This window comes from Castellaniella sp. (assembly GCF_047971665.1).
Lineage (GTDB): Bacteria > Pseudomonadota > Gammaproteobacteria > Burkholderiales > Burkholderiaceae_B > Castellaniella.
Genome location: NZ_JBKEAA010000011.1, coordinates 46,124 through 72,779, shown reverse-complemented (window position 1 = coordinate 72,779; position 26,656 = coordinate 46,124). Strand labels below are relative to the sequence as shown.

Genomic DNA, 26,656 nt, shown 5'->3' with positions numbered 1-26,656 from the left:
TTATAGCCGGCGGCTATGAGCGGCCGGGCCGGGGAGGCTCAAAGCTGTGCGCTCAGCCATGGCCAGGCGTGCAGCAGGGCGGTCGTCATGAGGATGTAGCGCAGGCATTTGCCAATGGCCATGTAGGCAACGCAGGGCCAGAAGGGCAGGCGCAGCCAGCCGGCCACGGCGCACAATGGATCGCCGATGCCGGGCAGCCAGGACAGCAGCAGCGCGGGCGGGCCGAAGCGCTGGAACCAGCGGGTGGTCAGGGCATGCCAGCGGCCGCCGGGCGACGAGGTCGCCGCAGGCTGTGTCGGTGTCGTATGTCGCGCCTCCACCGGGACCGCTGCCCCGTCAGGGGAGAGGCCGCGCGCGCCCGGACGGGCAGTGGAGTCGGCTTGGCGGGCGGTCTGCCGGGCGCGCCAGCGATGCCAGGCGACCTCCGCGCCGGCGCCCATGGCGTAGCTGATGGCGCCGCCGATCGTGTTGCCCGCCGTGGCTGCCAGAACGGCGGGCCAGAACATCTGCGGCACGATCTGGACATAGGCGAAGACGGCGGGCTCCGACCCCAGCGGCAGCAGCGTGGCCGACACCAGGCTGATGAGGAAGATCGCAGGCAGGCCGACCTTGGGCAGCGCGAACAAGGCCAACAGGGTTTGGATCGAAGATTGCAGCCAGGCTTCCATGGTGGGAGGAGTGTACTTGCCACGAAGAGCCCTATGATATTCTTTTCGATTTCCCGCCCACCTCCCCCCCGCGCCATGTCCGTCGATTATCTGAAACGCATCCTGACGTCCAAAGTCTATGACGTCGCCCACGAGACTTCCCTGGACCCGGCGCCCCGAATTTCCAAGCGGATCGGCAACACCGTGCTGCTCAAGCGCGAGGACACCCAGCCCGTGTTCAGCTTCAAGCTGCGCGGGGCCTACAACAAGATGGCGCATCTGAGCGAGGACGAACGTGGGCGTGGCGTGATCGCCGCGTCGGCCGGCAACCACGCGCAAGGGGTTGCCCTGGCGGCGGACCGGCTCAAATGCCGTGCGGTCATCGTCATGCCGGTGACCACCCCGCTGGTCAAGATCGATGCTGTGCGCGCGCTGGGCGGCGAGGTCGTGCTGTTTGGCGACAGTTTCACCGATGCCGCCGAGCATGCCGCTGAAATCCAGGCCCGCGATGGATTGACCTTCGTGCATCCGTTCGACGATCCCGATGTGATCGCCGGCCAGGGCACCGTGGGCATGGAGATCCTGCGACAGCATACGGGGCCGCTCGATGCGGTTTTCGTCGCCATTGGCGGCGGCGGCCTGATCGCTGGCATTGGGGCCTATATCAAGCAGCTGCGTCCCGAGGTCAGGATCATCGGCGTGCAGACCGAGGATTCCGACGCCATGGTGCGCGGCGTTCAGGCCGGCCGCCGGGTCCGGCTCGCCGATGTGGGCCTGTTCTCGGACGGGACGGCGGTCAAGCAGGTGGGCCAGGAGACCTTCCGCCTGGTGCGTGAATATGTGGATGACTTCGTGACGGTCGATACCGACGCGATCTGTGCCGGGATCAAGGATGTGTTCCAGGACACGCGCAGCGTGCTGGAGCCCGCTGGCGCGCTGGCGCTGGCCGGCGCCAAGCGTTATGCCGCCCTGCACAAATGGAAGGGCAAGACGCTGGTGGCGATCACCAGCGGTGCGAACATGAATTTCGACCGCTTGCGGTTCGTGGCCGAGCGCGCCGATGTCGGCGAGGCGCGCGAGGCTTTGTTCGCCATCACGCTGCCCGAGCAGCGCGGCAGTTTCCTGCGGCTATGCGAGGCCGTGGGCCAGCGGGCCGTGACCGAATTCAACTACCGGATTTCCGATGCCGAGCAGGCGCATGTCTATGTCGGCCTGCAGATCCGCTCGGAATCCGAAATCGAAAAACTGGCGGCGCATTTCCAGAAGCAGAATTTTCCCACGCTGGACCTGACGAGCAACGAAATGGCCAAGACCCATCTGCGCTACATGGTGGGGGGGCGTTCGGGGCTGGCCGAAAACGAGGTGCTGTACCGTTTCGAGTTCCCCGAGCGTCCGGGCGCCCTGATGAAATTCCTGGGCGCCATGAATCCGGACTGGAACATCAGCCTGTTTCATTATCGCAACCAGGGCGATGACTATGGACGCATCCTGGTGGGAATCCAGGTGCCGCCCGCCGACAAGAAGGCCTTCAAGGCATTCCTGTCCACGCTGGGCTATCCGTGCTGGAACGAGACCGAGAACCCGGCCTATCGTCTGTTTCTTTAGGCTTCAGGCGTCGGTTGAAGGGCAGACGCGCGCCGCCGGGAACAGGATGCTGAAGACGCTGCCTTTGCCCGGGGTGCTCTGGATGTCCAGCCGGGCGTCGTGGCGCATGGCGACGTGCTTGGCGATGGCCAGGCCCAGGCCGGTGCCGCCAGTGGCGCGTGAACGTCCCCGGTCGACTCGAAAAAACCGTTCCGTCAGGCGCGGAATGTCGTCAGGATCGATGCCGATGCCGGTGTCCCGCACGCGGTAGGCGGCGCCGCCGTCGGCGGTCGATTCCCACCGTACCGTGATGGCGCCGTTCGCAGGGGTGTAGCGCACGGCGTTGGTCAGCAGATTGCCGACCGCCGAGGCCAGTTCGGTGTCCTGGCCGCGGATGCGCAGGTTTTCGTCCAGACTGACGTCGAATGTGTGCCGCCCGCCCGAGAGCGCCTGGGCCTGGGTCAGGGCGGTGCGCACCAGCGCCGTTACGGGCACAGGGCCGCCTTCCCGGTTGGGCGTCGATTCCAGTGAGGACAGTGTCAGCAGATCGGCTACCAGCGCCTGCATGTTGTGGGCCTGCTGCGCCATCAGGTCCAGGTAATGGCGCCGCTGTTCGTCGGTCAGCGCGTCGTCGGGCAGGTCCTGGAGGGTTTCCACGAAACCCGACAGCACGGTCAGCGGCGTACGCATTTCGTGTGACACGTTGGCGACGAAATCCTTGCGGGTGTTTTCCAGCCGTTCGATCTGCGTGATGTCGCGCGAGACCAGCAGGAACTGGCCGACGCCGTAAGGGGCCAGATGCAGCGACAGGGTGCGGGCGTGGCCCTCGCCGCCCAGGTGCAGGGTCAGGGACCGATCCCAGGCGTCCTGGTCCGCATAGCGGGTGAACTCAGGTGCGCGCAGGATGTTGAAGATACTGTGGCCCCGGTCGCGTTCCAGGTCCAGACCGAGGTGGCGGGCCGCCGTCTGGTTGCACCAGAGCAGGGACTTGTCCGGCGTCAGGGTCAGGGCGCCATCGGGCAGGGCCTCGGCGGCCATCAGGGCGCGCTGGAAGCTGCGTGTGCGATCCTGCAGGTCCAGGCGGTTCTGTTTGAGCTTGCGGTAGATGGGCGCCAGGACCTCGTCCCACGGGCCGACCGAGGGCGGGGGCGGCGCATCGATATCGCGCACCCAATGGGCGATGCGAGACAGTTGCAGGCCGCTGACGAGAATCATCATCAGCAGGCCCAGGGCGAACAGGGCCCAGCCGGCTGCGGCACCCAGCCAAGTGCCCAGCAGCCAGCCGCCCAGTGCCCAGATCGCGATGGAAACGAGAGTCTTGCTCATTGTGGGTGTGTCGTGCTGAAACGGTAGCCCGCCCCGCGCGAAGTCTGGATGGTGCCCTCCAGGCCTGCGGGCGACAGGGCCTTGCGCAGGCGGCGGATGTGGACGTCCACGGTGCGTTCCTCGACGAAAACATGATCGCCCCAGACCTGATCCAGCAATTGGCTCCGGCTGTAGACGCGCTCCGCATGCGTCATGAGAAAGTGTAGCAGGCGGAATTCCGTGGGCCCCATGGTCAGTGGCTGACCGTTGCCGCTGACGCGCCGCGTGTCGGGATCCAGCAGAAGTCCGCCTGCCTCGACCGGGTCGGGGGTGAGCTGTGGCGCCCGGCGTCGCAGCAGGGATTTGATGCGCGCCAGCAGCTCGCGCGGGGAAAAGGGCTTGGTGATGTAGTCGTCGGCACCGGCCTCCAGACCGTCCACCTTGTCCTGTTCGGCGCTGCGGGCGGTCAGCATGATCAGTGGGATGTCGTGGGTGCGGGCGTCGCCGCGCAGCTGGCGGGCCAGGCGGATGCCGGGCTGATCGGGCAGCATCCAGTCCAGCAGGATCAGGTCGGGCAGGACCTGCTGGATCTGTTCCAGCGCCTGGCGCGCATCCAGCGCGTTGCGCACGCTGTAGCCGGCGTGCTGCAGATTGATGGTCAGCAGTTCCTGGATGGCGGGTTCGTCTTCGATCAGCAGAATGGTGGCGGGCATGAGGCAAGTCTCGCAAAGCGTCGGAATGCGGTGGATCCGTGCCGTTCCGGGCACGAGGGGCGCGTTCAGAGGCGAATGTTATCGAATGTCATCATACGGTCGCATTGTGTCATTGATGTGACACTGTCACATGGCGGAGGGGGCCGCAGGGTCCGTCACGGTCTTCTCCAGTGTGCGCGGTGTGAGGGAAGAGGCGCGCTGCGCGCCGCTTTGCCCGATCCGGTGGTCCGATGCGGTACGATATGCGCATCATGAACACACCTGCATCAGACGCTGGCCAGGGGCCGCAGACCCATTTTGGTTTCGAGACCGTCCATGAAACGGACAAGGCCCGCCGTGTGGCCGAGGTCTTCCATTCCGTGGCCTCGCGCTACGACGTGATGAACGACCTGATGTCGGCCGGAATGCATCGCATCTGGAAGACCTTCACGATCAGCCGCGCGCAGGTGCGGCCCGGCATGCGGGTGCTGGATATCGCTGGTGGCACCGGCGATCTGGCGCGCGCCTTTGCGCAGCGCGCCGGAGCCTCCGGCGAAGTCTGGCTGACCGACATCAATGATTCCATGCTGCGCGTGGGCCGGGATCGCCTGCTCGATCGCGGCGCGGTCGTGCCGACCGCGGTCTGTGACGCCGAGTGCCTGCCGTTTCCGGACCGGTATTTCGACCGGGTGTCAGTGGCGTTCGGCCTGCGCAACATGACACACAAGGATCGCGCGCTGGCGGAAATGCGGCGCGTGCTCAAGCCCGGCGGCAAGCTGCTGGTGCTGGAATTCTCCCGTGTGGCGCCGGCGCTGGCGCCGGCCTACGACTGGTATTCCTTCAATGTCCTGCCCAAAATGGGGCAACTGGTGGCTGGTGACGAGGCCAGCTACCGGTACCTGGCGGAGTCCATCCGCATGCATCCGGACCAGGAGACCCTGGCCGGCATGATGCGCGAGGCGGGCCTGGGCCGGGTGCAGTATTTCAACATGACGGCTGGCGTGGTGGCGCTGCACGAGGGTGTGCGCCTGGATTAGGGCCGGAGACCTTTCCGGATGCTGACAGGCCGCCTGATGGGTGGTCTTTGCATGTCCGCGCTGTGACATCGCGCGTGTCCGTGGGCAGGAGGACGTCTCGCCATCCAGGGGCAGAGGTCACGGCGTCAGCGGCAAACGGGAGTCACGCCTTCAGGTTGCAAGTAGATGTTTCCGTTCTGCGATGTCGCGGATTCTGTGGTAACTTTCAATCTTGTTCAGCTTTCTGTCAGGTTGCCGAAATTTGCCTCGGCCCTGTTACTCCCCAGGAGACTCCATGAGCTTTCGATTGCCCCGCTGGGCCCTCGCCTCCGTGATGCTGATCGCAGTCCTGACGCTGCTGGCCGTCACTCAGGACGCGCATGCCCGTCGCATGGGCGGTGGTCTGAATTTCGGCCGTCAGTCCTCCAATGTCATCAAGCAGCGTCAGGCGGTCACGCCGCCGGCCGCCCAGACGACACCGCGCGCTGCGCCGCCGGCGGCCGGCGCTGCAGCGGGCACGGCCGCCGCCGGCGCGGCCAAATCGGGCATGTCCCGCTGGTTGGGCCCCATCGCCGGGATCGCCGCCGGTCTGGGGATTGCCGCCCTGCTGTCCAGCCTGGGGCTGTCCGGCGCATTCCTCGAATTCCTCTCCAGCGCCCTGTTGATTGGCCTGGTGGTTTTTGCCGTGATGTTCCTGGTGCGTCGTCTGCGCGGCGCCCAGCGGCCGCTGGCGGCCGCCGGCACCGCATCGGGTCATAGCTACCGTCAGTCATCCGTCCGGGAGGCGGGTTTCGACATGCCGGGTCAACCGGCGTCGGGGGTGGCCCCGGACGCATCCCGCGCCCCGGTGATCGAGGCGGCGCCTTCCGTGCAGGTTCAGGATCCATCCTGGTTCATCCCCCAGGGCTTCGATGTGCCGGCCTTCCTGGACCAGGCCAAGCAGCAGTTCCGGCACGTGCAGTCCCTGTGGGACACGGGGAATCGCGATGGTCTGCGCGAGTTCCTGACCGATGATCTGCTGGCCGAGATTTCTCCGCGCCTGCCCAGCCCCGAGGAAGGCAACCGCACCGATGTGATCCTGCTGAATGCCGAATTGCTGGGGATCGAGACCGTGGCGGGCGGCCACCTGGCCAGTGTGCGCTATTCCGGCATGTTGCGCGAGTCGGCTGGCGCCGAGGCCTTCCATTTCGAGGAGGTCTGGAACCTGTACAAGGCCCAGGACGCTGGCTGGCTGCTGGCCGGCATCCAGCAGACCAACGCGCGCTGATCCGTCGCGCCGGTTCTCCTGGCCGACCACCCCGTGCTCTGGGGTGGTCGGCCTTTTTTTCCTGGCCTGCCCCGGGCCGGGGTCTATTGCCCGACGTGCGTACGGAACGTGCAAAACCGGTAAACTGGGACTTGCGCCCGACCGGTGTGCCCGGCCCTGTTGTCCATGATCATGTCTCTTTCCTTTCCTTTCCCCTTGCCCTTTCCCGCGCCTGCCGATGTCCTGCTGCGTGGCCTGAACGCACTGTTGCGCCGCGAGCCCTGGGCATGCGAACGGCTGGCCGCCCAGGCCGGAAAATCTGTGCGGCTGACGGCGGGTGAGCCCTGGTCCCTGCAAGGTACGATCGCATCCGATGGCACCTTGCAGGCCTGCGACCGGTCGATCGTGCCCGATGTTGTCCTGTCCATCCCGCCGGAGCGTCGCCGCGACCTGCCCGGCGTCTGGCGCGACGAGGGGCTGACCGGCATCACGAGCCTGGCCCGGATCCAGGGGGACGCCGGCCTGGCGCATCTGGTGTCCGAGCTGGCGCAGGGACTGCGCTGGGATGTCGAGGACGACCTGTCCCGCGTCGTGGGCGATGTGGCGGCCGTGCGCCTGACCCGGGGCGCGCGCGAATTGTCCGGCAGCCTCAAACTGGCCGTGCAGCGGGCCCAGGACAACCTGGCGGAATATCTGGGCGAGGAATCCGGCATGGGGACGCCGGGGGCTGATCTGCGTGCCTGGATGGCGGACCATCAGGCCCTCGAGTCTCGTCTGAGCCAGCTCGATGCCCGTGTGCGCAAGCTGGAGCACGGGTCATGATGACTGTCCTGCGCCTGACCTACATTCTGTGGATCGGCCTGCGCTATCGGCTCGATGAGCTGGTCCTGTCCGGCATTCAGCACACCTGGGCGCATGCGCTGCTCAGAATCGTCTGCCTGGGACACCGCCCGCGCCGGCCGCGCGGCGAACGCCTGCGGCTGGCGCTGGAGACCCTCGGACCGATCTACGTCAAGTTCGGCCAGGTCCTGTCCACGCGCCGGGATCTGGTGCCGCAGGATATCGCCGACGAACTGGCCCGGTTGCAGGACCGCGTGCCGCCGTTTCCCTCCGATCAGGCCGCCGACATCATCCGGGAGTCCCTGGGCGATACGCCGGAGCGCCTGTTCGCCCGGTTCGAGCGGGACCCTGTGGCCTCGGCGTCCATTGCCCAAGTGCATTTTGCTGTGCTGCACGATGGCCGCGAAGTTGCCGTCAAGGTGCTGCGGCCGGGGATGCGCGAAGCCATCGAGCGGGATCTGCTGCTGCTGCGGGCGCTGGCCGGCCTGGTCGAGCGCCTGGTGCCTGACGGTCGTCGACTCAAGCCGCGCGAGGTCGTGGCCGAGTTCGACAAATACCTGCACGACGAGCTGGATCTGATCCGCGAGGCGGCGAATTGCAGCCAGTTGCGGCGCAATTTCGGTCCCGAGACCGGCCGCGCCCATCTGCTGAGGGTGCCCGAAGTCGTCTGGGAATTCTGCGCCAGTCAGGTATTCACCATGGAACGCATGCGCGGGGTGCCGGTCAGTCAGGTTGCCCGTTTGCGCGCGTTGGGTGTGGACATTCCGCTGCTGGCCCGCCAGGGGGTCGAGATTTTCTTCATGCAGGTATTCTCGGACGGGTTTTTCCACGCCGACATGCATCCGGGCAATATCTACGTGTCCGACGACCCGGAAACCCTCGGACGCTACATCGCCCTGGACTTCGGCATTGTCGGGTCCTTGTCCGAGTTCGACAAGAACTATCTGGCGCAGAATTTCCTCGCTTTTTTCCGGCGCGACTATCGCCGGGTTGCGCAGTTGCACATCGAGTCCGGCTGGGTGCCGCCCACCACGCGCGAAGAGGAACTCGAAGGCGCCGTGCGGGCGGTCTGCGAACCTTATTTCGACCGGCCACTGGCGGAAATCTCCCTCGGGCAGGTGCTGCTGCGCCTGTTCCAGACCTCGCGGCGGTTCAATGTCGAAATCCAGCCGCAACTGGTCCTGCTGCAAAAAACCCTGCTCAATGTCGAGGGCATGGGCCGCGAGCTGGATCCGGATCTGGATCTGTGGCAGACGGCCAAGCCTTTCCTCGAAAAATGGATGCATCAGCGCGTGGGTCTGCGCGGTCTGCGCCAGCGTCTCGATCAAGAGGCCAGCCAGTGGGCGCAGATTCTGCCTCAGATTCCGCGGCTGGCGTATGCGCGCCTGAATCACCCCGACGCGGGGCCGGCCATGCGGGCTGAGCTGGAACGGCTGCGCCGTGCCCAGAACCGGTCCAATCACTTGTTGGCCGTGCTGTGCGGGATTCTGGCGGTCGGGCTGGGAGTGGCCATCTGGGCGTTGACGCGAGGAGGCGGTTTCTGATGACGGTGCCGGCGCGTTTCGAATCCAAGATCCTCGATCGCGAGGCCTGCGTGCAGGCTGTGCGCGAAGGCCGTTTCCCGCGCCCGTTGATTTTCACCAACGGGGTCTTCGACATCCTGCATCGCGGGCATGTCACCTACCTGGATCAGGCGGCCCGGCTGGGCGCTTCGCTGATCGTGGGGGTGAATACGGATGATTCCGTGCGCCGCCTGGGCAAGGGCGACGACCGGCCCCTGAACAGCCAGGATGACCGGGCGGCGTTGCTGGCCGCGCTGGCCTGTGTCGACGGGGTGGTGCTGTTTGCCGAGGACACGCCGCTGGCGCTGATCCAGGCCCTGCGGCCCGACATGATCGTCAAGGGCGGTGACTACGACATGGATACGTTGCCGGAAACCCCCGTGGTGCGTGGCTGGGGCGGGGATGCCGTGGCGATTCCGTTCGAGCATCAGCGCTCGACCACGACACTGTTGCGCAAGATCAGGGCCTGATCGCGCGCCTTGAGGCCCGCCGCGTCCCGTCGTACTCGACGCCTCTGAGACGACGAGCACGCTCCTCGGAGGAACACGTCCCCGTAGAGGAATACGTCCCCTCGGACGAATACGCCCCGCACGACAACATGCGAGGCGTACGCAATGAGATGACGCGTTGTGCGCGTCAGAACTTGAAGCGGGATTTTGCCGTGCCGCGCAAGGGTTTGACGTACGTGTCGAACAGATACGCCGTGTCGAAGTTGGCGGCGCTGGTGCGCGTGATGCGGCATACCGTCATGATCGGGTACTGGCCGACGATGGCCACCAGGCGGCCGCCTACGGCCAGCTGGTATTTGAGCGCGTCGGGCACCGAGGGGACGGCGCCGGTGATCAGGATGGCATCGAATTCGGCGGTGCCCCAGCCGGCATGCGCGTCGCCGGTTTCCAGGGTGACGTTGTCGATCTGGTTGCGGGCGAGATTGGCCTGGGCGAAGGCCGACAGGCGGCTTTCGAGTTCGATGCTGGTGACCTGCTGGCACAGCCGCGACAGCAGCGCGGCCTGGTAGCCGGAGCCCGTGCCGATTTCCAGCACGCAGTCCGTGGGCTGCAATTGCAGGTCCTCGGCCAGTTTGGCCTCGACCTTGGGGGACAGCATGGTCTCGCGCGTGTCGACGCCATCGATCACCAGCGGCAGTTCGGTGTCGGCGAAGGCCAGCGCGCGTAGTTGCGGCGGGACGAAGCGTTCGCGGGGCATGTCGAACACGGCTTGCAGGACCCGTTCGTCCTGGACGTTCCAGGGGCGGATCTGTTGTTCGACCATGTTGAACCGGGCACGATCGGCGTCGGTGATGTCGTTGACGTTCATGTCGCGTGAGGCAGTCGGGTTGAGTTGCGACCCATTATAGGCCAGCCGTCCGCCCCGGTCAGCGTCGCAAGACCAGCCGCACGGTGGCGGCGGCGAAGCAGGCGCCTCGGGCGGAACGCGTGCGGGGTCAGGTCTGCAGGCCCGGCCACACGGCGTGGAAATGATGCACCGGTCCGTGTCCGGCGCCGACCTGCAGCTGGTCGGCGGCGGCGATGGCGCGCTCCAGCCAGGCTTTGGCGTGCCGCGCGGCGTCGGGGACGCCCGGGGTACGTGGCAGCAAGGCGGCCATGGCCGCCGACAGCGTGCAGCCGGTGCCGTGGGTATTGGGGGTATCGATGCGTCGGCCCGGCAGCTCGATCAGTCGGTCGCCGTCGTGCAGCAGGTCGATGGTGTCGTCTCCGGGCAGGTGGCCGCCTTTCAGAAAGACCCAGCGTTCGCCGTCATCGGCCAGCAACCGGCGCAGCCGCTCGGCGACGCGGCGCATGTCCTTGAGGGTGTCGGCCGAACGCTGCTCCAGCAGCACGCCGGCCTCGGGCAGGTTGGGGGTGATGACAGTGGCCAGCGGGATCAGGCCTTCGCGCAGCGCATCGACGGCCTGACGCTCCAGCAGATGGTCGCCACTCTTGGCGACCATGACGGGATCGAGCACCAGGTGCGCCGGTTTCCAGTGCGCCAGGCGGTCCGCCACGGTCCGGGTGACGCCGGCCTGGCCGAGCATGCCGATTTTGACGGCGTCCACGCGCACATCGGCGAACAGCGTATCGATCTGGGCGGCGACGAATTCCGGAGGCACGGGGGAAATGCCCGTGACAGCCTGGGTGTTCTGCGCCGTCAGGGCAGCAATCACGGCCATGCCGTAGGCGCCCAGGGCGCTCATGGTCTTGACGTCGGCCAGGACGCCGGCCCCGCCCGAGGGGTCCACGCCGGCAATCGACAGGGTATTGGGGATCATCGCAGGCTCCGTGCGGATGGGGCTGCCGGAGCGGGCGGTCCGCGCCGGCGCGCGAGGAAAAGACTCAGGCCGCCCGGGTCGAGGGCAGCAGGCCTTCGGTCGGTGAACTGGGGTCTGCGTCGTAGTATTTGCGCTTGATGCGGCCGGCCAGGTAGGCTTCTCGCCCGGCTTCCACGCCCAGGCGCATGGCGCGCGCCATGCCGATCGGGTCGCGGGCGCCGGCGATGGCGCTGTTGGTCAGGACGGCGTCGCAGCCCAGTTCCATGGCGATGGTGGCATCCGAGGCCGTGCCCACACCGGCATCCACCAGGACGGGGATGCTCGCCTGGTCGATGATCAGGCGCAGGTTCCAGGGATTGACGATGCCCATGCCCGAACCGATCAGCGAGGCCAGAGGCATGACCGTCGCCACGCCGATGTCTTCGAGCATGCGGCACTGGATCGGGTCGTCGCTGCAATAGGCCATGACCTGAAAGCCGTCGGCCACCAGCGTACGGGCGGCGGCCAGGGTTTCCGGCATGTCGGGGAACAGGTTGCCGCTGTCGCCCAGAACTTCGAGCTTGACCAGATTATGGCCATCCAGCAGCTCGCGCGCCAGGCGCAGCGTGCGCACGGCGTCGTCCGCGGTGTAGCAGCCGGCCGTGTTCGGCAGGATGGTGTAGCGGTCCGGTGGCAGGAAATCCAGCAGATTGGGTTCACCCGGATTCTGGCCGATATTGGTGCGGCGGATGGCGACCGTGACGATCTCGGTGCCGCTGGCCTCGATGGCTTCGCGGGTCTGTTCGAAGTCGCGGTATTTGCCGGTGCCGACCACCAGGCGGGAGTGGAAGACGCGATCAGCAATGGTGAGGAGGTCTGGGGAGGTCATGAGCGTGTGAGAATCCGGGGGCGGGGGGAGCACGAAAAGACAATCTTTTACAAGGATAATCGATTTGCCGATCTGCGTTTTGCAAAGGCTTGTCCTCACGCAGGTCCGCGTGGAGAAATAGGTCCTGTGCGTCTGTGCCGCGTCGTTCGGACGGGTGGCCGGGGGTCACACGGCACGGGTCAGGCCGCCGTCGGCCCGGATGTTCCGGCCGGTGATGTAGCCCGCGCCGTCCGACAGCAGGAAGGCGATGGTGGCGGCGATTTCCTCGGTCTTGCCGTAGCGTTTCATCGGCACGCTGTCTCGCCGCGCATTGGTTGCCGGCAGGCTGTCGGTCCAGCCGGGCCGGGCGCACGGCACTGAGGAAATAGACCTCCATGCCCGTGTGCCAGTCTTCGTCGGTGATGTCGAGAATGCCCGCGCGTGGGCCGTGTCCTGCGGAATTGACCAGCGCGTCGATGCGTCCCCAGCGCTGCATCGCCAGATCGACGAGCCGCTGCACGTCGTCGATCGCCTGCGCCATTATCTCAGGCGGGAGGACGTCACGGCAGGCCGCGGCTGTGCCGCAGATCCGCGCAGATCGCCTCGGCTGCGTCGACCAGGCGCGGCCCGGGCCGGTGCAGCAGGTCGGGATCGATAGCGTAGATGCGGCCCGTGCGGGCCGCCGTCAGGCCATGTTGCGCCCACCAGGCGCGCCGTGCGGTCAGGGTCTCGCCGCCGTAAGGCGACATGATCAGCACATTCGGATTCAGGGCCAGCACGGATTCCACGCTGACTTGCGGGGCGGCGACGGCGCGGCCCGCGTAGGGATTCAGGCCGCCGCAGCGTTGCAGCAGGTCGTTGGTCAGAGGATCCCGTCCCAGGGTGTACAACGGGTCGGCGCTGATTTCGATGAAGATGGTCTGTGGCGGCAGGCTGGCCGGGCGCAATGCGCGGATGCGTTGCGTCAGCCCGCGCGCGGCCTGGTCGGCTGCGGCCCGGGTATCCAGGCGCGCCCCCAGGTCGCGGATCAGGGCCGGAATTTCGTCCAGCGATTTCGGATTGGCATAAACCAGGGGCACGCCCAGCGGAGCCAGGCGTTGCGCCAGGGCGCGCGAGGCATCGGAAGGCTGCCAGCCGACCACCAGGGTCGGGCGCAGGGCCAGAATGGCCTCCTCGCTGAACTGGATGCCGTCGCCGATGCGCGGGATGGCAAGCGCGCTGGCCGGGTAGTCGCTGCGCAGGACGGTGCCGACGATGTCGGCGCCAGCGCCTGCGGCATAGACCAGTTCAGTGGCGCTGGGCGCCAGGGTGACGATGCGGGGCGGGGGCGCGGTCCGCGCCTGAGCGGCGGCCGGTCGCGCGAGACCGGCCCAGGCGACGATCAGGCTCAGGCAGAGGGCCGCCGCCAGGCGGTGCGTTTGCCGTCGCGCGCGCCCGCAGCCGTTGGCTGCCCGTCGTGCCATGCCTACATCCGCCAGGACAGGTTGATGAACACGTTGGAGCCCGGCGTATCGTAGCCGTCGACTAGGACGTAGTCCTTGTCCAGCACATTGTTCCAGCGCACCTGCACACCCAGTGACTTGCTGAAGTCGTAGGCGGCGGTCAGGTTGATCAGGGCGAATCCGCCGAGGCGGGTCTGCTCCGTCTTGAAAGTGGCGGCGTTGTAGACGTTGTCGTACCGGTCGCCGGTGTACTGGTATTCAGCGCCCAGTTTCAGCGACTGGATCCGGTGCTCGACACTCGCGCGGAACACCTGGCGGGCGCGGCGGATCAACTGACTGTTGATGCCGGGTGCGGGATCGTCGTTGCGCGGGTCCAGGAAGTCGGCGCTGGCGCGCAACGTGGTGTGGCCGAAGTCATGTTCGCCCGACAGGGTGATGCCGCGGATGGTCGCGCTGTCGAGATTGTTGGACTTGAAGGCCGCATTGTCCCAGACGATCAGGTCGCGGATCTTGTTCTGGAACAGGGTCAGCCGGGCCCGGGTCTGTTCGCCGATGTAGGCGACATGGGCCTCGATGTTGCGCGATTTTTCCGGCTTGAGATCCGGGTTGATCGAGCCCGGATAGTACATGTCGTTGAAAGTCGGCGCATGAAAGCCGGTACTGCCCGCCACCCCGATCTGCCAGTTGTCCGTCAGGTCGAGATCCATGCCCAGGCTGCCGGTGGCCTGATTGCCATAGTCCGTGTAGTGGTCGTTGCGGATGCCGGCCTGGGTGCGCAGGCGGTCGATACGGCCCTTGTAGATCAGGGCGACGGCGTTCGTGTTCCGGTCTGTCCGGTCATAACGGGTGTCGCTCTGGATCCGTTCTTCGATGCGCTCGGTCACCAGAGACAGGCGGTGCTGCGGCAGGAGTTGCCAGTTGTTCTGCCATGAGAACGTGCGGCGCAGGCTGGCAGTGAGGTTGGTGGCCATGGGGTCGCGGGACTCGGTGGCATCCTTGTTCCAGCCAAAGCGCAGCACGCTGTCCCAGGCATCCGTGATGCGATCGGTCGATGTGAGGGCGTAGGCCTGTTGCCGGTACAGGCTGTAGACATTGCCCAGCGGACGGCTGCTGTAGGTGGTCGGATCGAAATAGGACGCGTCGAAATCGCCATCGGTGTAGCCGTTGTAGGCGCTCAGTCCGATGTGATGGCCTGGCGCCCAGCGATACCCCAGCGTGCCCGATACCGCATGACTGCGATAGCCGTCCCTGTCCGGGGCGTGCATGTCATTGGGAATGCCATTGGAATAGGCGGGGCGTTGGGCATCGAACCCCTTGCTGCGCGCCGCGCTGGCCGAAAAGCTGTAGTCCCAGCCTTGCGCAGCGCCCGACAGGCCCAGGCTGGACCGGGCGGTTTCATTCGTCCCGTAGCCGACGTTCGACCAGGTCGACAGCGGCCGGTCCTGTTCGCCCTTTTTGGTGATGATGTTGACCACGCCGCCGATGGCATCCGAGCCGTACAGGCTGCTGGCCGCGCCGCGCAGGATTTCGACGCGTTCGACCATGGCGGGGTCGATGGCGGGGAAATTGACCCCGCCGGCGGTGGAGCCGTTGATCCGCATGCCGTCGATCAGCACCAGCGTATGCGTCGAATTCGCGCCGCGCAGAAACAGGCTGGTCTGCGTCTGCGGCCCGCCGCTGTTCGTGAATTGCATGCCCGGCGCGCGGCCGATGATCTCCGCCAGGCTGTCGCCGCGCGCCGCCGCCAGCTGGTCCCGGTCGATGACGGAGACGTCGCCGATGGCGTCCGTCATCGGTTCGGGGCTGCGACTGGGCGTGACGATGATGTCCTGCAGCGCAGGCACGGAGGGGGCGTTGGTGGAGGTCTGGGCCGTGGCGGCCAGGGGGAAAAGACAGCAGACGGTCGCGAGGCGACGCGGTAGGGGAGGAAGCATGATGAGGCCCTGTTTGGCGCGCGTCCCCGCACGCCAGTCTTGAAAAACACCCGGGGCCACGCTGCGTCCTCGATGAGGGCCGGGCCATGCCGGGCGGTGTCAGGTATCGAAGCAGGCTGGTATCGGGCTGGCGGGCGCCGGCCTGAGCCGGGCGCATGCGCACCGTTGCGGGGGCAGCACATCCGGGATCGAGCCCGGACGCCTGTCCGGTCGAACCCTTTGTTTCCCATTTGAATGCCTCGCAGCCGGGGCGGCGGGGACATACCTGTTTCGCGGCGCATTCTAGCATGGCGGTCCGGGCCTGGCGCTTCTCGCGACGATACAATGAACGCTTTCCCCTGTCTTGCCTGGATCGCCCCGTGACCTATCCCGCCTTGCCCTATCCCGTCGAATCCTATACGCGCGGGGGCGAATTCGTGCGCCTGTTGGGCCGGCGCATCGCGGTGCTGGACGGGGCCATGGGCACCATGATCCAGCGCCACAAGCTGACCGAGATCGATTTCCGGGGCGAGCGATTCGCCGGTCATGACCGGGATCTCAAGGGCGACAACGAGCTGCTGTCGCTGGTGCGGCCCGACGTCATCCGCGAGATCCACCAAGCCTACCTGGAAGCCGGGGCCGATGTGGTCGAGACCAATACCTTCGGCGCCACACGGGTGGCCCAGGGCGACTATGGCCTGCCGGACCTGGCCTACGAGCTGAACGTGGCTTCGGCGCGGCTGGCGCGGGAGGCCTGCGATGCCGTCGCCACGCCCGACCATCCCCGGTTCGTGGCCGGGGCCATCGGGCCGCAGCCCAAGACGGCGTCCCTGTCGCCGGATGTGAACGATCCGGGGGCGCGCAATGTCACCTTCGAGGAACTGCGCCTGGCTTATACCGAGCAGGTCGAGGGACTGATCGATGGCGGCGCGGATCTGCTGTTGATCGAGACCATCTTCGATACGCTCAACGCCAAGGCCGCCATCTTCGCCATCGAGACGCTCTTCGAGGAACGCGGCATCCGTCTGCCGGTCATGATCTCGGGCACGGTCACCGATGCCTCCGGACGCATTCTGTCGGGGCAGACGGTCGAGGCCTTCTGGAATTCCGTGCGTCATGCGCGCCCCGTGACCATCGGCCTGAACTGCGCGCTGGGCGCGGCGCTGATGCGCCCCTACGTGGCGGAGCTGTCCAAGATCTGCGACACCTACGTCTGTGTCTACCCCAATGCCGGTCTGCCCAATCCGATGGCAGAGACGGGATTCGACGAAACACCTTCGGATACCTCCGGCCTGCTCGAGGAATTCGCCCGGGCCGGGCTGGTGAACGTGGTGGGCGGCTGCTGCGGCACCACCCCCGATCACATCCGCGAGATCGCCCGCAAGGTGCGCGCCCTGCCGCACCGCCAGCCGCCGGCCGTGCCGGTCAAGACCCGCCTGTCGGGCCTGGAGCCGCTCAATTTCGACCGCGACACGCTGTTCGTCAATGTGGGCGAGCGCACCAATGTCACCGGCAGCAAGATGTTCCTGCGCCTGATTCGCGAGGAAAAATTCGACGAGGCGCTTTCCGTGGCGCGTCAGCAAGTAGAAAACGGCGCCCAGGTCATCGATGTGAACATGGATGAGGGCATGCTCGATGCCCTGTCCATCATGCCGCGGTTTCTCAACCTGCTGGCGTCCGAACCCGACATCTCGCGCGTACCGGTGATGATCGACAGCTCCAAGTGGCCGGTGATCGAGGCCGGGCTGCGCTGTGTGCAGGGCAAGTGCGTGGTCAATTCGATTTCCATGAAAGAGGGCGAGGGACCCTTCATCGAGCAGGCCCGGCTGTGCCGCAAATACGGTGCGGCCGTGGTGGTCATGGCCTTCGACACCGAGGGCCAGGCCGATTCCCTGCAACGCCGTATCGACATCTGCGCCAAGGCGTATGACATTCTGGTGAATCAGGTGGGATTCCCGCCCGAGGACATTATTTTCGATCCCAACGTCTTTGCCATCGCCACCGGGATCGACGAGCACAACCACTATGCGGTCGATTTCATCGAGGCGACCGGCTGGATCACGGAAAACCTGCCGCACGCGCGCGTCTCGGGAGGGATTTCCAACGTCAGCTTTTCTTTCCGCGGCAATGAGGCCATGCGCGAGGCCATCCACGCGGTCTTCCTGTATTACGCCGTGCAGCGTGGCCTGACCATGGGCATCGTCAATGCCGGTCAGCTGGGGGTGTATTCCGATCTGGACGAGCCTGTGCGCGACCTGGTCGAGGACGTGGTGCTGGACCGGCCCGAACCGGTCGGCAAGACCGATCCGGCCGACGAGCGCACATCCACCGAGCGCCTGGTGGAGCTGGCCGAGACCATCAAGGGTTCCGGCACCAAAAAAGAAGAAGACCTGACATGGCGGGAGAACCCTGTGCGGGCGCGTCTGACGCATTCTCTGGTGCACGGCATCACCGCCTTCATCGTTGAGGATACCGAGGAGGTCCGCCAGGAGATCATGTCGGCGGGCGGGCGGCCGATCGAGGTCATCGAAGGCCCCCTGATGGACGGCATGAATGTCGTGGGCGACCTGTTCGGGTCCGGCAAGATGTTTCTGCCGCAGGTGGTGAAATCCGCCCGCGTGATGAAGCAGGCCGTGGCGCATCTGCTGCCCTACATCGAGGAGGAAAAGCGCCAGCTCGCCGAGGCGGGTGGTGATGTGCGCTCCAAGGGCAAGATGGTGATCGCGACCGTCAAGGGTGACGTCCACGACATCGGCAAGAACATCGTCACCGTCGTCCTGCAATGCAATAATTTCGAGGTCGAGAACATGGGCGTGATGGTGCCCTGCGCCAAGATCCTCGAGAGAGCCAAGGAGGTCGGCGCCGACATGGTGGGCCTGTCTGGCCTGATCACGCCCAGCCTCGAAGAAATGGCCTATGTGGCCTCGGAAATGCAGCGGGATCCCTATTTCCGCGAACGCAATATCCCCCTGCTGGTGGGCGGCGCCACCACCAGCCGCGTCCATACGGCCGTCAAGATCGCCCCGAACTACGAGGGGCCGGTGATTTATGTGCCCGACGCCAGCCGCTCCGTGGGGGTGGCCACCAGCCTGATGTCCGAGCAGGCCGAGACCTACCTGAAAGAAATCGCCGCCGAGTACGAGCTGGTGCGTCGGCGCCATGCCAACCGGCAGGCCACGCCGATGCTGACGCTCGAGCAGGCGCGGGCGGCCAAGCCGGCGATCGACTGGGCCCGCTATGCCCCGCCCCGGCCGAAATTCATTGGCCGGCGGGTGTTCAAGCACTACGATCTGCACGAGATCCTGAAATTCCTGGACTGGACGCCGTTTTTCCAGTCCTGGGGGCTGATGGCGCAGTTCCCGGCCATTCTGACCGACAAGGTCGTGGGTGAGGAGGCCAGCAAGCTCTACGAAGAAGGTCAGGCCATGATGAAACGCATCGTCGAGGGACGCTGGTTGACGGCCAACGGCATTGTCGCCTTTTATCCGGCCAACAGCATCAACGATGACGACATCGAGATCTATCGCGACGAGACCCGCAGCGAGGTGCTGCTGACCTGGCGCGGCGTGCGCCAGCAGACTCAGAAACGCCACGGGGTGGACAACAAGTGCCTGGCCGATTTCGTCGCGCCCAAGGATTCAGGGGTCGTCGACTACATCGGGATGTTCGCGGTCACAGGGGGCATCGGCATCGAGAAATACGAAAAGCAATTCCAGGACGCGGGCGACGACTATTCCGTGATCATGCTCAAGGCCCTGGCCGACCGCCTGGCCGAAGGGTTCGCCGAGACCCTGCATGCCCGGGTGCGCCGGGACCTGTGGGGCTATGTGCCCGACGAGTCCTTGTCCAACGAGGCCATCATCGACGAACAATACCAGGGCATCCGCCCGGCGCCCGGCTATCCCGCCTGCCCGGAGCATATCGTCAAACGCGAGATGTTCGAGGTGCTGGCCTGCGATGAAATCGGCATGCGGCTGACCGAGGGGTTCGCCATGATGCCGGCTTCCAGCGTCTGCGGCTTTTACTTCAGCCATCCCCAGGCCAAGTATTTCAACGTGGGCAATATCGGCGATGATCAGGTGGCCGATTATGTCCGCCGCACGGGCCGCGACGAGGAAGACGTACGCCGCACCCTGGCCAGCACGTTGCGCTGATGGACGCCCAGCACCGCACCGCCCAAGGGGATGGCCGTGTCGCGCGATGACGCGGCCCGTCGCCGGGAGCTGGGCGCGTTCCTGCGCAGCGCCCGGGCGCGCATCTTGCCGGCCGATCATGGCCTGCCCCCTGGTGTCCGGCGCCGCACGCCGGGCCTGCGGCGCGAGGAAATCGCCCAGATCTGCGGCATCAGCACCACTTGGTATACCTGGATCGAGCAGGGCCGAGAGGTCTCCGTGTCCGTGGACGTCTGGTGTCGTCTGGCCGATGCGCTGCGGCTGGCGCGCGCCGAGCGGCACTATCTGTTCAGCCTGGCTGAATGCACCGATCCGCAGGCGGGCCGCCTGGACTCGATCGCCTTGCCCGATGGGCTGCAGGATTGCGTCGACAGCATCCGCTGTCCGGCGTATGTGCTGGATCAGTCCTGGAACGTGCTGGCCAGCAACGCGGCCTTGCTGCGGGTGTTCGATGGCTGGCCCGCGCGCGACCAGCCCAATCTGCTGCGCTACATTTTTCTGGATCCCGCCGCGCGCACGTTGGTGGTGGACTGGGAAGAACGCGCCAGCCGGGTGGTGGCCGAATTCCGCGCCGACGTGGCGGCGCTGGCAGGCGAACCCGGTCTTGGCGATCTGGTGGCCGAGTTGCAGGCCGGCAGTCCGTTGTTCGCCCGGGCCTGGACGCGTCAGGTCGTGGTGGACCGGGAAGGCGGGTTGCGCGAGTTTCAGCATCCCGCCGATGGGCGGCTGCGCTTCCGGCAGTTCACCTTCCGGCTTGCAATCCGGCCGGACTGCAAGCTCGTGATGCTGTTGAATGAGTCCGGGCATTGAATCGCCCGCGAGGGCGATTCAATGCCGATCGCCTCTGTGGGCGATTCAATATTGTTAGGCCGAGGTCATTATCGGATGGAGGCATCTCTCCACGTGGCGCCTTGCAAGGCGCTCCGATTCGTCGGGCACAGGGCAGTCCGCAGGGACTGCCCTGTGCCCGGACTCATCCCCGTGCGCGTAGCTGATTGCCTGCGAGGGCCGGCAGGCGTCTGAAGGACAGGGCCGAGGCGGCCACGATCAGGGCGATGATCGCGAATCCCCACATCACATCGATGCGGTCGGCTTCGACGCCGCCGCGCAGCGTCATGCTGAGGTTCAGCGTCATCGCGGCGCAGGCCACTCCAAGGCTGATGCCCAGCTGCTGGGCCGTGGCGGCAAAACTGCTGGCGCGGCTCATCTGGGCGGCATCCAGGTCGGCATAGGTCAGGGCATTGATGGCGGTGAACTGCAACGAACGGAAAAAACCGCCGATCAGCAGCACCGTCACCATGACCCAGACCGGCGTGTCGGCCCGGAACAGGGCACAGGCGGCAATGAGGGCCGCCGCGATCAGGGCGTTGCCGATCAGCACGAGGCGAAAGCCGAAGCGGCGCACGATGGGTGTGGCGACCAGCTTCATGAGCATTGCGCCCGCCGCCGAGGTAAAAGTGATCATGCCGGCCGAGAACGCCGACAGGCCGAAGCCGACTTGCAGCAGGATGGCGAGCAGAAAGGGCGAGGCGCCGACCGAGAACCGGCACAGATTGCCGCCCAGTACCGAGACGGAGAAGGTCTGGGTGCGTAGCAGGCTCAGGTCGATGATGGGATAGGCGGCATGACGGGCATGGCGGACATACAGGACGCCGCACCCCAGCCCCAGGGCCAGCAGTCCCAGGATCGGCCCGAGCCCCAGGCTGCCGTGGCCGGCGGCTTCGAGACAGGTCATCAGGGCCGCCATGGCGATGCCACTGAGCAGGAAGCCCACGGTATCCAGACGGGGACGGCCGTCGGGGACGTCGCGCACGATCCAGCGCCGCACCATGGCGATGCCCAGCACGCCCACGGGGATGTTGATCAGGAAAATCCAGTGCCAGGACGCGTAGGTGACCAGAAAGCCGCCGACCGGCGGGCCGATGACCGGCCCCAGCAAGGCTGGGATGGTCAGAAAGGCCATGGCCTTGAGCAGGTCGGCCTTGGGGATGCGGCGCAGCAGGATGATGCGGCCGACCGGCACCATCATGGCGCCGGCGGCTCCCTGAGCGACCCGGGCGGCCACCAGCTGACCCAGGGTGCTGCTGGCCGCGCAGGCAATCGACCCCAGGGTGAACAGCGCGATGGCCGTCAGGAACACGGCGCGCGCGCCAAACCGGTCGGCCGCCCAGCCGCTGATGGGCACGAACACGGCGGTGGCCAGCAGATAGGCCGTGATGGTGACGTTCATGCGCACCACCGTGGTGCCGAAATCCAGGGCCATCGCGGGCAGCGCGGTGGCCACGACGGTCGAGTCCAGCATCTGCATGAACAGCGCGCAGCCGACAATGAAGGGAATCATCCGGATTTCGCGCGACGAGGCGGCCGGTGGGGGGGCGGAGGCGGCGGGGGCTTGAGACTGAGATTCGGACATGGATAGGCTAGGGACGGGCCAAGTGCAGTAAACTTGAGGCCCAACGGTCATGGAGATCGTCTACGGCACTATTATGGCAAACAACTTCACCTCTGAACTGACTCAGTTCCTGAGCCAGTACAAATCGGATCATCCCGACGCTGAATCGCGTCAGGTCGCCGGCCGCGCCCGCCTCTGGGACAAGGACCTGGACTCGGAGCAGCAGGAGGGCTTCCGGGCGGCGCGCGTGCCCCAGGCCCCCTACGTCTATTACCAGAACGACTGATCCGGCCCCATGCCGCCCGATCCCGGGCTGGATGCCCTGATGGCGCCCGCCGAAGACAGCACGCCCGACGTGGTCGACCACGTCGCGCTGGCGCGTCTGTATGGCGAGCCGTTGTTCTCCATCCCGCAGGATCTCTATATCCCGCCCGATGCGCTCGAGGTCTTCCTGGAGGCGTTCGAGGGGCCGCTGGATCTGCTGCTCTATCTGATCCGTAAACAGAATTTCAACGTCCTCGACATTCCCATGGCCGAGGTCACCACCCAGTACCTGGCCTATGTCGAACAGGTGCGCCGGTCGAATCTGGAGTTGGCGGGCGAATACCTGCTGATGGCGGCGCTGCTCATCGAGATCAAGTCGCGCATGCTGCTGCCGGTGCGCAAATCCGATGATGGTCAGGAGGTCGAGGATCCGCGCGCCGAACTGGTGCGTCGCCTGCTGGAATATGAACGCATGAAACTGGCGGCCCAGCGGCTGGATGAGATGCCGCGGGTGGGGCGGGATTTTCTGGTGGCGCATGCCACGGCCGATTTCGAGGTGGCGCGCCTGCTGCCGGAGGTCTCGGCGGACGATTTGCGCGAGGCCTGGCTGGCGATCCTGCGCCGGGCGCAATTGAATGCCAGCCACCGCATCACCCGCGAGCAACTGTCCGTGCGCGACCATATGAGCCATATCCTGCGCCGTCTGTCGGACGTGCGCTTCATGGAATTTACCGAACTGTTCCTGGAGCGCGTGCGCATGGGCGAGCCTGCCGCCGTCATCGTGGTCCATTTTCTGGCGCTGCTCGAACTGGCGCGTGAGTCCCTGCTGGAAATCACTCAGGCGGCGCCCTACGCGCCGCTGTACGTCAGGCTGTCCTATACGCGCTCGGCCTGAGGCCGAGCGCCGGAGAATCCCTGTGAAAGTCGTTCATTCCATCGAGGCATTGCGCGATCAGCTGCGCGGCCAACTGCGCGTGGCGTTCGTGCCCACCATGGGCAATCTGCATGCTGCGCACCTGTCCCTCATGCGGCTGGCGCGTCAGCATGGCGATCCGGTGGTGGCCAGCATCTTCGTCAACCGGCTGCAGTTCGGGCCGAACGAGGATTTCGATCGCTATCCCCGCACCATGGCCGAAGACATCGAAAAACTCGAGGCCGCCCGCGACGTGTACGTGCTGTTCGCGCCCGACGAGCGGGAAATGTACGCCGAGCCGCAGAATTTCCGCATTCAGCCAGGCGAATCCCTGGGCAATATCCTGGAGGGCGCGTTCCGGCCGGACTTCTTCATGGGCGTCTGTACCGTGGTGTTGAAACTGTTCTCCTGTGTCCAGCCCCGCGTGGCCGTGTTCGGCAAGAAGGACTACCAGCAGTTGATGGTGGTGCGCGCCATGTGTCGCCAGTTCCAGCTGCCGGTGGAAATCCTCGCCCACGAGACCGTGCGCGATGCCGACGGCCTGGCGCTTTCTTCGCGCAACCGGTTCCTCAGCGCCCAGGAGCGGGCCGAGGCGCCCAATCTGTATGGCCTGCTGCAACGGGTGCGCGACGAGATCCAGTCGAGCCGCGCGGATGCCGAGACGGCACAGGGGCGGGCCATGCAGTTCCTGCGCGATCATGGCTGGGATCCGGACTATGTCTCGGTGCGCCGACAGCGCGATTTGCAACCGCCCACTGCCCAGGAGATCCACGAGGGCGAACCGCTGGTCGTGCTGACGGCCGCCCGCCTGGGGGCGACACGGCTGATCGACAACCTGGAATTCCAGGTGGGTCGATAGTCCGAGGTTCCGGGTGGCTCGATCGCCGGGGGTTCCGGGCGGGCTGATCGCCTGAAATCCCACGTGAAGTTGCAACCAGGGATTTCCGGTGAATCCATACCCGGGATTCCGGACTGGCGCAAGCTGTCAGATCTGACAGGTGTGCTTTCCAGGCGGCGCGGGCAAAATTTCCCTGCATTCAATCATGAATGGAAGGGGAGCCATCATGCGGGAAAACGATTCGATTCCAGAGTATCCGGACGGCCCGGATGAGCCGCTGAGCCGCCTGACGATGCGCGAACGCGAGGTCACGGGGTACCTCACACGGGGGCGTTCCAACAAATACATCGCCGTCGAGCTCGGGGTCACGCAACGTACGATCGAAGCCCATCGGGCACGGATTTTCCAGAAACTGCGGGTACGCAACGTGGTCGAGTTGACCCGCTATTGCCTGACTGCCCGACCGGACGGGCCGGGCGCTCCTGCAAGTCCCCCGGCCTCCTTCGCAGAGGGAGCGGAGCCGACGCCCGGGCTCAGCGCGCGGTGCAGGCTTGAGCCGGCTTTGCGGCCATCTCCTGGATGGGGTCGATATCCGCTTGCCGGGTCAGCCGCGATTCCAGCAGGGGAACCTGACCGTCCAGCCATGTCAGGCGCAAAACGTTCGACTGGATGAATTCGAGCGTGGCGTGGGTCTTGTCGCCGGTTTGCAAGACGATGCGGGCCGGCGCGGTCGAAACCAGGTGCCAGCAGCCCATCGAGGCGGTCACGGCCTTGCCCGACAAGGGGGCGCTGCGCGCGCGCCATTGCTCATCGGGGGCCAGGGTCAGGGTCATGCGACGAGGCGCGCAGTTCTGTTGTCCGGCGGGGCATGCGATGGTGCCCAGATAGGTCCGGGTTTCGGTCAGTTCCTGGGGCATGTTTCCGGTGTCGGCCGGTGTGGAGGCCTCCTTTGCGCCGTCGGGGGCGCGGCGCGTCGAGGCCGGCTCGCTTTGGTTGTCGGCGCCGAATCCGAATTGCAGCTGCGTGGGGGCGATCGCGCGGGTATCGCCCTGGGCACGATGCCGGGCATCGGACACGGTGGATTCGACCGGGACGTCGGGGCTCGGGGCGTCGATCTTGCGTGGTTGTTGAGCGCAGGCGGTCAGCAGCACCAGCAGGGACAGGCAGGACAGACGGGACATCGTATGAGAAAGAGGGCGCGGCATGGTTGTGACGGGCAGGATTCGAGACAGACAGGATCGTGATGCCCTCATTCTACGCATTTGCGGAGGGCTTGGCGATGGGATGCGCGGTGCGGACCGTGTGGCTGACCGATGTGTTTTCGGGATGGGCGGCGCCGCTGATCAGGGAGCCTGATCCGGCTGTCCAGAGCAGCTGGACGCTGGTCATGCTGGCGGTGGCGGCGGGGGGCTGCATGGGGGCGCTGCTGGGACGCTGGTCCCAGGGATATGCGGACCGCCTGAGGGCCGGTGCGGCGGCGATCGCGCGTACGCTTTGGGCGGCGGCGACCGCCGCACCGTCGGCCGCCTGGCGACCGGTCCGTGACGGGACGATGGCCGCCTTGCTGGGGTTGGTGGCGGGGGCGCTGGCGCTCGATGGCGGCTTTCGTTTCGTGCCGTTGGCTCTTGTATTGGCCGCGTTGGCCTGGATCGATGCGCGCAGCGGCCTCCTGCCCGATGCCTTGACCGGGCCGTTGATGGTGGCCGGCTGGCTGCTGAGCCCCAGGGACGGCCTGTCCGCCGTCGGCGCATCCCTGCTGGTCTGGACGGGGCTGACCGGACTGGCCTGGTTGTACCGTCGGGTGCGTGGCCGGGACGGTCTGGGGGGCGGTGACGTCAAGTGCCTGGCTGCGCTGGCCGGCTGGGTCGGGCTGGCGGCGACCGTGGCCATCCTCTGGCTGGCCTGCGTGGCCGGACTGGCGGGGTGCCTGGGCCGGCGGGGGGGCTGGCGGCAGCCCTATCCCTTCGGCCCCTGCATCGCGCTGGCGGCCTGTGTGTGGATGCTGGCGCCACTCATGATGCAGGCTCTTGCGGTACAGTCATGATTTTGAATCATCATGCGGGGATGTCATGTTTTCCATCGGCCTGACCGGGGGCATCGGCTCGGGCAAGTCCAAGGTGGCCGACTGGCTGGCTGAATGGGGGGCGTCGGTCGTCGATACCGACCGGATCGCCCACGCGCTGACGGCGCCGGGAGGCGGTGCGGTCGCGCCGCTGCGGACGGCTTTTGGCGCGGCGGCAATCGGCCCGGACGGCGCCCTGGACCGGGGCTGGATGCGCGAACGCGCTTTTGCGGATCCCGCGGCGCGCCAGCAGCTCGAATCCGTGCTGCATCCCCTGATCGATCGGGCGGTGCGCGACGAGGCAGGACAGGCCCGGGGGCGCTATCTGGTGTTCGTCGTGCCGCTGCTGGTCGAGTCCGCCGGCAAATGGCGCGATCGGGTGGATCGCATTTGCGTGGTCGACTGCGATCCCGAGACCCAGATGCGCCGGGTCCAGGCACGCAGCGGGCTGACGCACGATACCATTGAGCGTATCATGTCCGCTCAGGCGTCCAGGGAAGATCGTCTGGCGGTGGCCGATGATGTCATCGTCAATGACGATGCGACCGGTCTGGAGACATTGCGTCGGCGCGTGTTTCGGCTTCACCAGGCCTGGAGCGACCACGCTTCCGGACTGGCGGATGGGCGCACCACTCACGGATAGGGTTTTTCG

The 26,656-nt window shown here is 66.2% G+C and carries 23 protein-coding genes and 2 pseudogenes; 14 read left to right on the top strand and 11 right to left on the bottom strand.

Translation table 11 applies throughout. The features are described 5' to 3' along the window. Positions 1 to 38: 38 nt before the first annotated feature. Complete coding sequence (locus ACK5JE_RS02895) at positions 39 to 668, bottom strand: YqaA family protein (RefSeq protein ID WP_416800211.1); 630 nt, start codon at positions 666 to 668, stop codon at positions 39 to 41. 75 nt (positions 669 to 743) lie between these two features. On the opposite strand from ACK5JE_RS02895, the gene ilvA reads away from it, so the two are divergent. Beyond that, positions 744 to 2,252: a threonine ammonia-lyase, biosynthetic gene (ilvA, locus tag ACK5JE_RS02890; RefSeq protein WP_416800210.1), complete on the top strand. Its 1,509-nt coding sequence runs from the start codon at positions 744 to 746 to the stop codon at positions 2,250 to 2,252. A 3-nt stretch (positions 2,253 to 2,255) separates the two neighbouring features. Here the strand turns inward: ilvA and phoR are convergent, their stop codons facing one another. Beyond that, positions 2,256 to 3,557: a phosphate regulon sensor histidine kinase PhoR gene (phoR, locus tag ACK5JE_RS02885; protein ID WP_416800209.1), complete on the bottom strand. Its 1,302-nt coding sequence runs from the start codon at positions 3,555 to 3,557 to the stop codon at positions 2,256 to 2,258. Beyond that, on the bottom strand, positions 3,554 to 4,249 hold the full coding sequence (gene phoB, locus ACK5JE_RS02880) for a phosphate regulon transcriptional regulator PhoB (protein ID WP_416800208.1): 696 nt from the start codon (positions 4,247 to 4,249) through the stop codon (positions 3,554 to 3,556). The genes phoR and phoB overlap by 4 nt, the downstream gene beginning before the upstream one ends. Positions 4,250 to 4,491: 242 nt before the next feature. On the opposite strand from phoB, the gene ubiE reads away from it, so the two are divergent. The 5 genes from ubiE (at position 4,492) to rfaE2 (ending at position 9,362) form a co-directional block, all read left to right on the top strand. Then, positions 4,492 to 5,265, top strand: a complete 774-nt coding sequence (gene ubiE / locus ACK5JE_RS02875) for a bifunctional demethylmenaquinone methyltransferase/2-methoxy-6-polyprenyl-1,4-benzoquinol methylase UbiE (protein WP_416800276.1) — start codon at positions 4,492 to 4,494, stop codon at positions 5,263 to 5,265. Positions 5,266 to 5,539: 274 nt separating this feature from the next. After that, positions 5,540 to 6,511, top strand: a complete 972-nt coding sequence (locus ACK5JE_RS02870; RefSeq protein ID WP_416800207.1) for a Tim44 domain-containing protein — start codon at positions 5,540 to 5,542, stop codon at positions 6,509 to 6,511. Positions 6,512 to 6,676: 165 nt separating this feature from the next. Continuing rightward, entirely contained in the window at positions 6,677 to 7,312 is a 636-nt protein-coding gene (locus ACK5JE_RS02865) for a ubiquinone biosynthesis accessory factor UbiJ (RefSeq protein ID WP_416800206.1), read from the top strand. Further along, entirely contained in the window at positions 7,309 to 8,874 is a 1,566-nt protein-coding gene (ubiB, locus tag ACK5JE_RS02860; protein WP_416800205.1) for a ubiquinone biosynthesis regulatory protein kinase UbiB, read from the top strand. Before ACK5JE_RS02865 ends, ubiB begins: the two co-directional genes overlap by 4 nt. After that, positions 8,874 to 9,362: a D-glycero-beta-D-manno-heptose 1-phosphate adenylyltransferase gene (gene rfaE2, locus ACK5JE_RS02855; RefSeq protein ID WP_416800204.1), complete on the top strand. Its 489-nt coding sequence runs from the start codon at positions 8,874 to 8,876 to the stop codon at positions 9,360 to 9,362. The genes ubiB and rfaE2 overlap by 1 nt, the downstream gene beginning before the upstream one ends. A 166-nt stretch (positions 9,363 to 9,528) precedes the next feature. Here the strand turns inward: rfaE2 and ACK5JE_RS02850 are convergent, their stop codons facing one another. From ACK5JE_RS02850 to ACK5JE_RS02825, 6 genes and pseudogenes are all read right to left on the bottom strand, one after another. Next, the gene (locus ACK5JE_RS02850; protein ID WP_416800203.1) at positions 9,529 to 10,209 is read right to left on the bottom strand and encodes a protein-L-isoaspartate O-methyltransferase family protein; all 681 of its coding nucleotides are present in this window, start codon (positions 10,207 to 10,209) and stop codon (positions 9,529 to 9,531) included. 127 nt (positions 10,210 to 10,336) lie between these two features. Next, positions 10,337 to 11,161: a bifunctional hydroxymethylpyrimidine kinase/phosphomethylpyrimidine kinase gene (thiD, locus tag ACK5JE_RS02845; protein ID WP_416800202.1), complete on the bottom strand. Its 825-nt coding sequence runs from the start codon at positions 11,159 to 11,161 to the stop codon at positions 10,337 to 10,339. Positions 11,162 to 11,225: 64 nt separating this feature from the next. Continuing rightward, positions 11,226 to 12,029, bottom strand: a complete 804-nt coding sequence (locus ACK5JE_RS02840) for a thiazole synthase (protein WP_416800201.1) — start codon at positions 12,027 to 12,029, stop codon at positions 11,226 to 11,228. Between the two features lie 165 nt (positions 12,030 to 12,194). After that, a pseudogene (locus ACK5JE_RS02835) lies at positions 12,195 to 12,543 on the bottom strand (SDR family oxidoreductase); the annotation flags it as partial. 25 nt (positions 12,544 to 12,568) lie between these two features. Further along, entirely contained in the window at positions 12,569 to 13,471 is a 903-nt protein-coding gene (locus ACK5JE_RS02830; RefSeq protein WP_416800200.1) for a cobalamin-binding protein, read from the bottom strand. Positions 13,472 to 13,473: 2 nt separating this feature from the next. Next, a complete protein-coding gene (locus ACK5JE_RS02825; RefSeq protein ID WP_416800199.1) occupies positions 13,474 to 15,384 on the bottom strand; it encodes a TonB-dependent receptor plug domain-containing protein in 1,911 nt (636 codons plus the stop codon). A 359-nt stretch (positions 15,385 to 15,743) separates the two neighbouring features. Here ACK5JE_RS02825 and metH point away from each other — a divergent pair, with 359 nt between their 5' ends. Continuing rightward, complete coding sequence (metH, locus tag ACK5JE_RS02820; RefSeq protein WP_416800198.1) at positions 15,744 to 19,517, top strand: methionine synthase; 3,774 nt, start codon at positions 15,744 to 15,746, stop codon at positions 19,515 to 19,517. A 30-nt stretch (positions 19,518 to 19,547) separates the two neighbouring features. Next, the gene (locus tag ACK5JE_RS02815) at positions 19,548 to 20,345 is read left to right on the top strand and encodes a helix-turn-helix transcriptional regulator (protein ID WP_416800197.1); all 798 of its coding nucleotides are present in this window, start codon (positions 19,548 to 19,550) and stop codon (positions 20,343 to 20,345) included. Between the two features lie 163 nt (positions 20,346 to 20,508). On the opposite strand, the gene ACK5JE_RS02810 is transcribed toward ACK5JE_RS02815, so the two are convergent. Next, positions 20,509 to 21,876 (bottom strand): DHA2 family efflux MFS transporter permease subunit, encoded by a 1,368-nt coding sequence (locus tag ACK5JE_RS02810; RefSeq protein WP_416800275.1) that lies wholly within the window; start codon positions 21,874 to 21,876, stop codon positions 20,509 to 20,511. A gap of 145 nt (positions 21,877 to 22,021) precedes the next feature. On the opposite strand from ACK5JE_RS02810, the gene ACK5JE_RS02805 reads away from it, so the two are divergent. The 4 genes and pseudogenes from ACK5JE_RS02805 to ACK5JE_RS02790 all read left to right on the top strand — a co-directional run. Further along, entirely contained in the window at positions 22,022 to 22,213 is a 192-nt protein-coding gene (locus tag ACK5JE_RS02805) for a DUF3460 family protein (RefSeq protein WP_416800196.1), read from the top strand. Positions 22,214 to 22,222: 9 nt separating this feature from the next. Beyond that, positions 22,223 to 23,086, top strand: a complete 864-nt coding sequence (locus ACK5JE_RS02800) for a segregation and condensation protein A (protein ID WP_416800195.1) — start codon at positions 22,223 to 22,225, stop codon at positions 23,084 to 23,086. Beyond that, positions 23,007 to 23,963 (top strand): pantoate--beta-alanine ligase, encoded by a 957-nt coding sequence (gene panC, locus ACK5JE_RS02795; protein WP_416800194.1) that lies wholly within the window; start codon positions 23,007 to 23,009, stop codon positions 23,961 to 23,963. Before ACK5JE_RS02800 ends, panC begins: the two co-directional genes overlap by 80 nt. Before the next feature lie 184 nt (positions 23,964 to 24,147). Then, positions 24,148 to 24,378: pseudogene (locus ACK5JE_RS02790) on the top strand (LuxR C-terminal-related transcriptional regulator); the annotation flags it as partial. A gap of 97 nt (positions 24,379 to 24,475) precedes the next feature. On the opposite strand, the gene ACK5JE_RS02785 reads toward ACK5JE_RS02790, so the two are convergent. Then, positions 24,476 to 25,123: a hypothetical protein gene (locus tag ACK5JE_RS02785; protein ID WP_416800193.1), complete on the bottom strand. Its 648-nt coding sequence runs from the start codon at positions 25,121 to 25,123 to the stop codon at positions 24,476 to 24,478. Between the two features lie 62 nt (positions 25,124 to 25,185). Here ACK5JE_RS02785 and ACK5JE_RS02780 point away from each other — a divergent pair, with 62 nt between their 5' ends. Both ACK5JE_RS02780 and coaE read left to right on the top strand, forming a co-directional pair. Further along, on the top strand, positions 25,186 to 25,986 hold the full coding sequence (locus ACK5JE_RS02780) for a prepilin peptidase (protein WP_416800192.1): 801 nt from the start codon (positions 25,186 to 25,188) through the stop codon (positions 25,984 to 25,986). A gap of 25 nt (positions 25,987 to 26,011) precedes the next feature. Beyond that, a complete protein-coding gene (gene coaE, locus ACK5JE_RS02775; RefSeq protein WP_416800191.1) occupies positions 26,012 to 26,647 on the top strand; it encodes a dephospho-CoA kinase in 636 nt (211 codons plus the stop codon). The last annotated feature ends 9 nt before the right edge of the window (positions 26,648 to 26,656 follow it).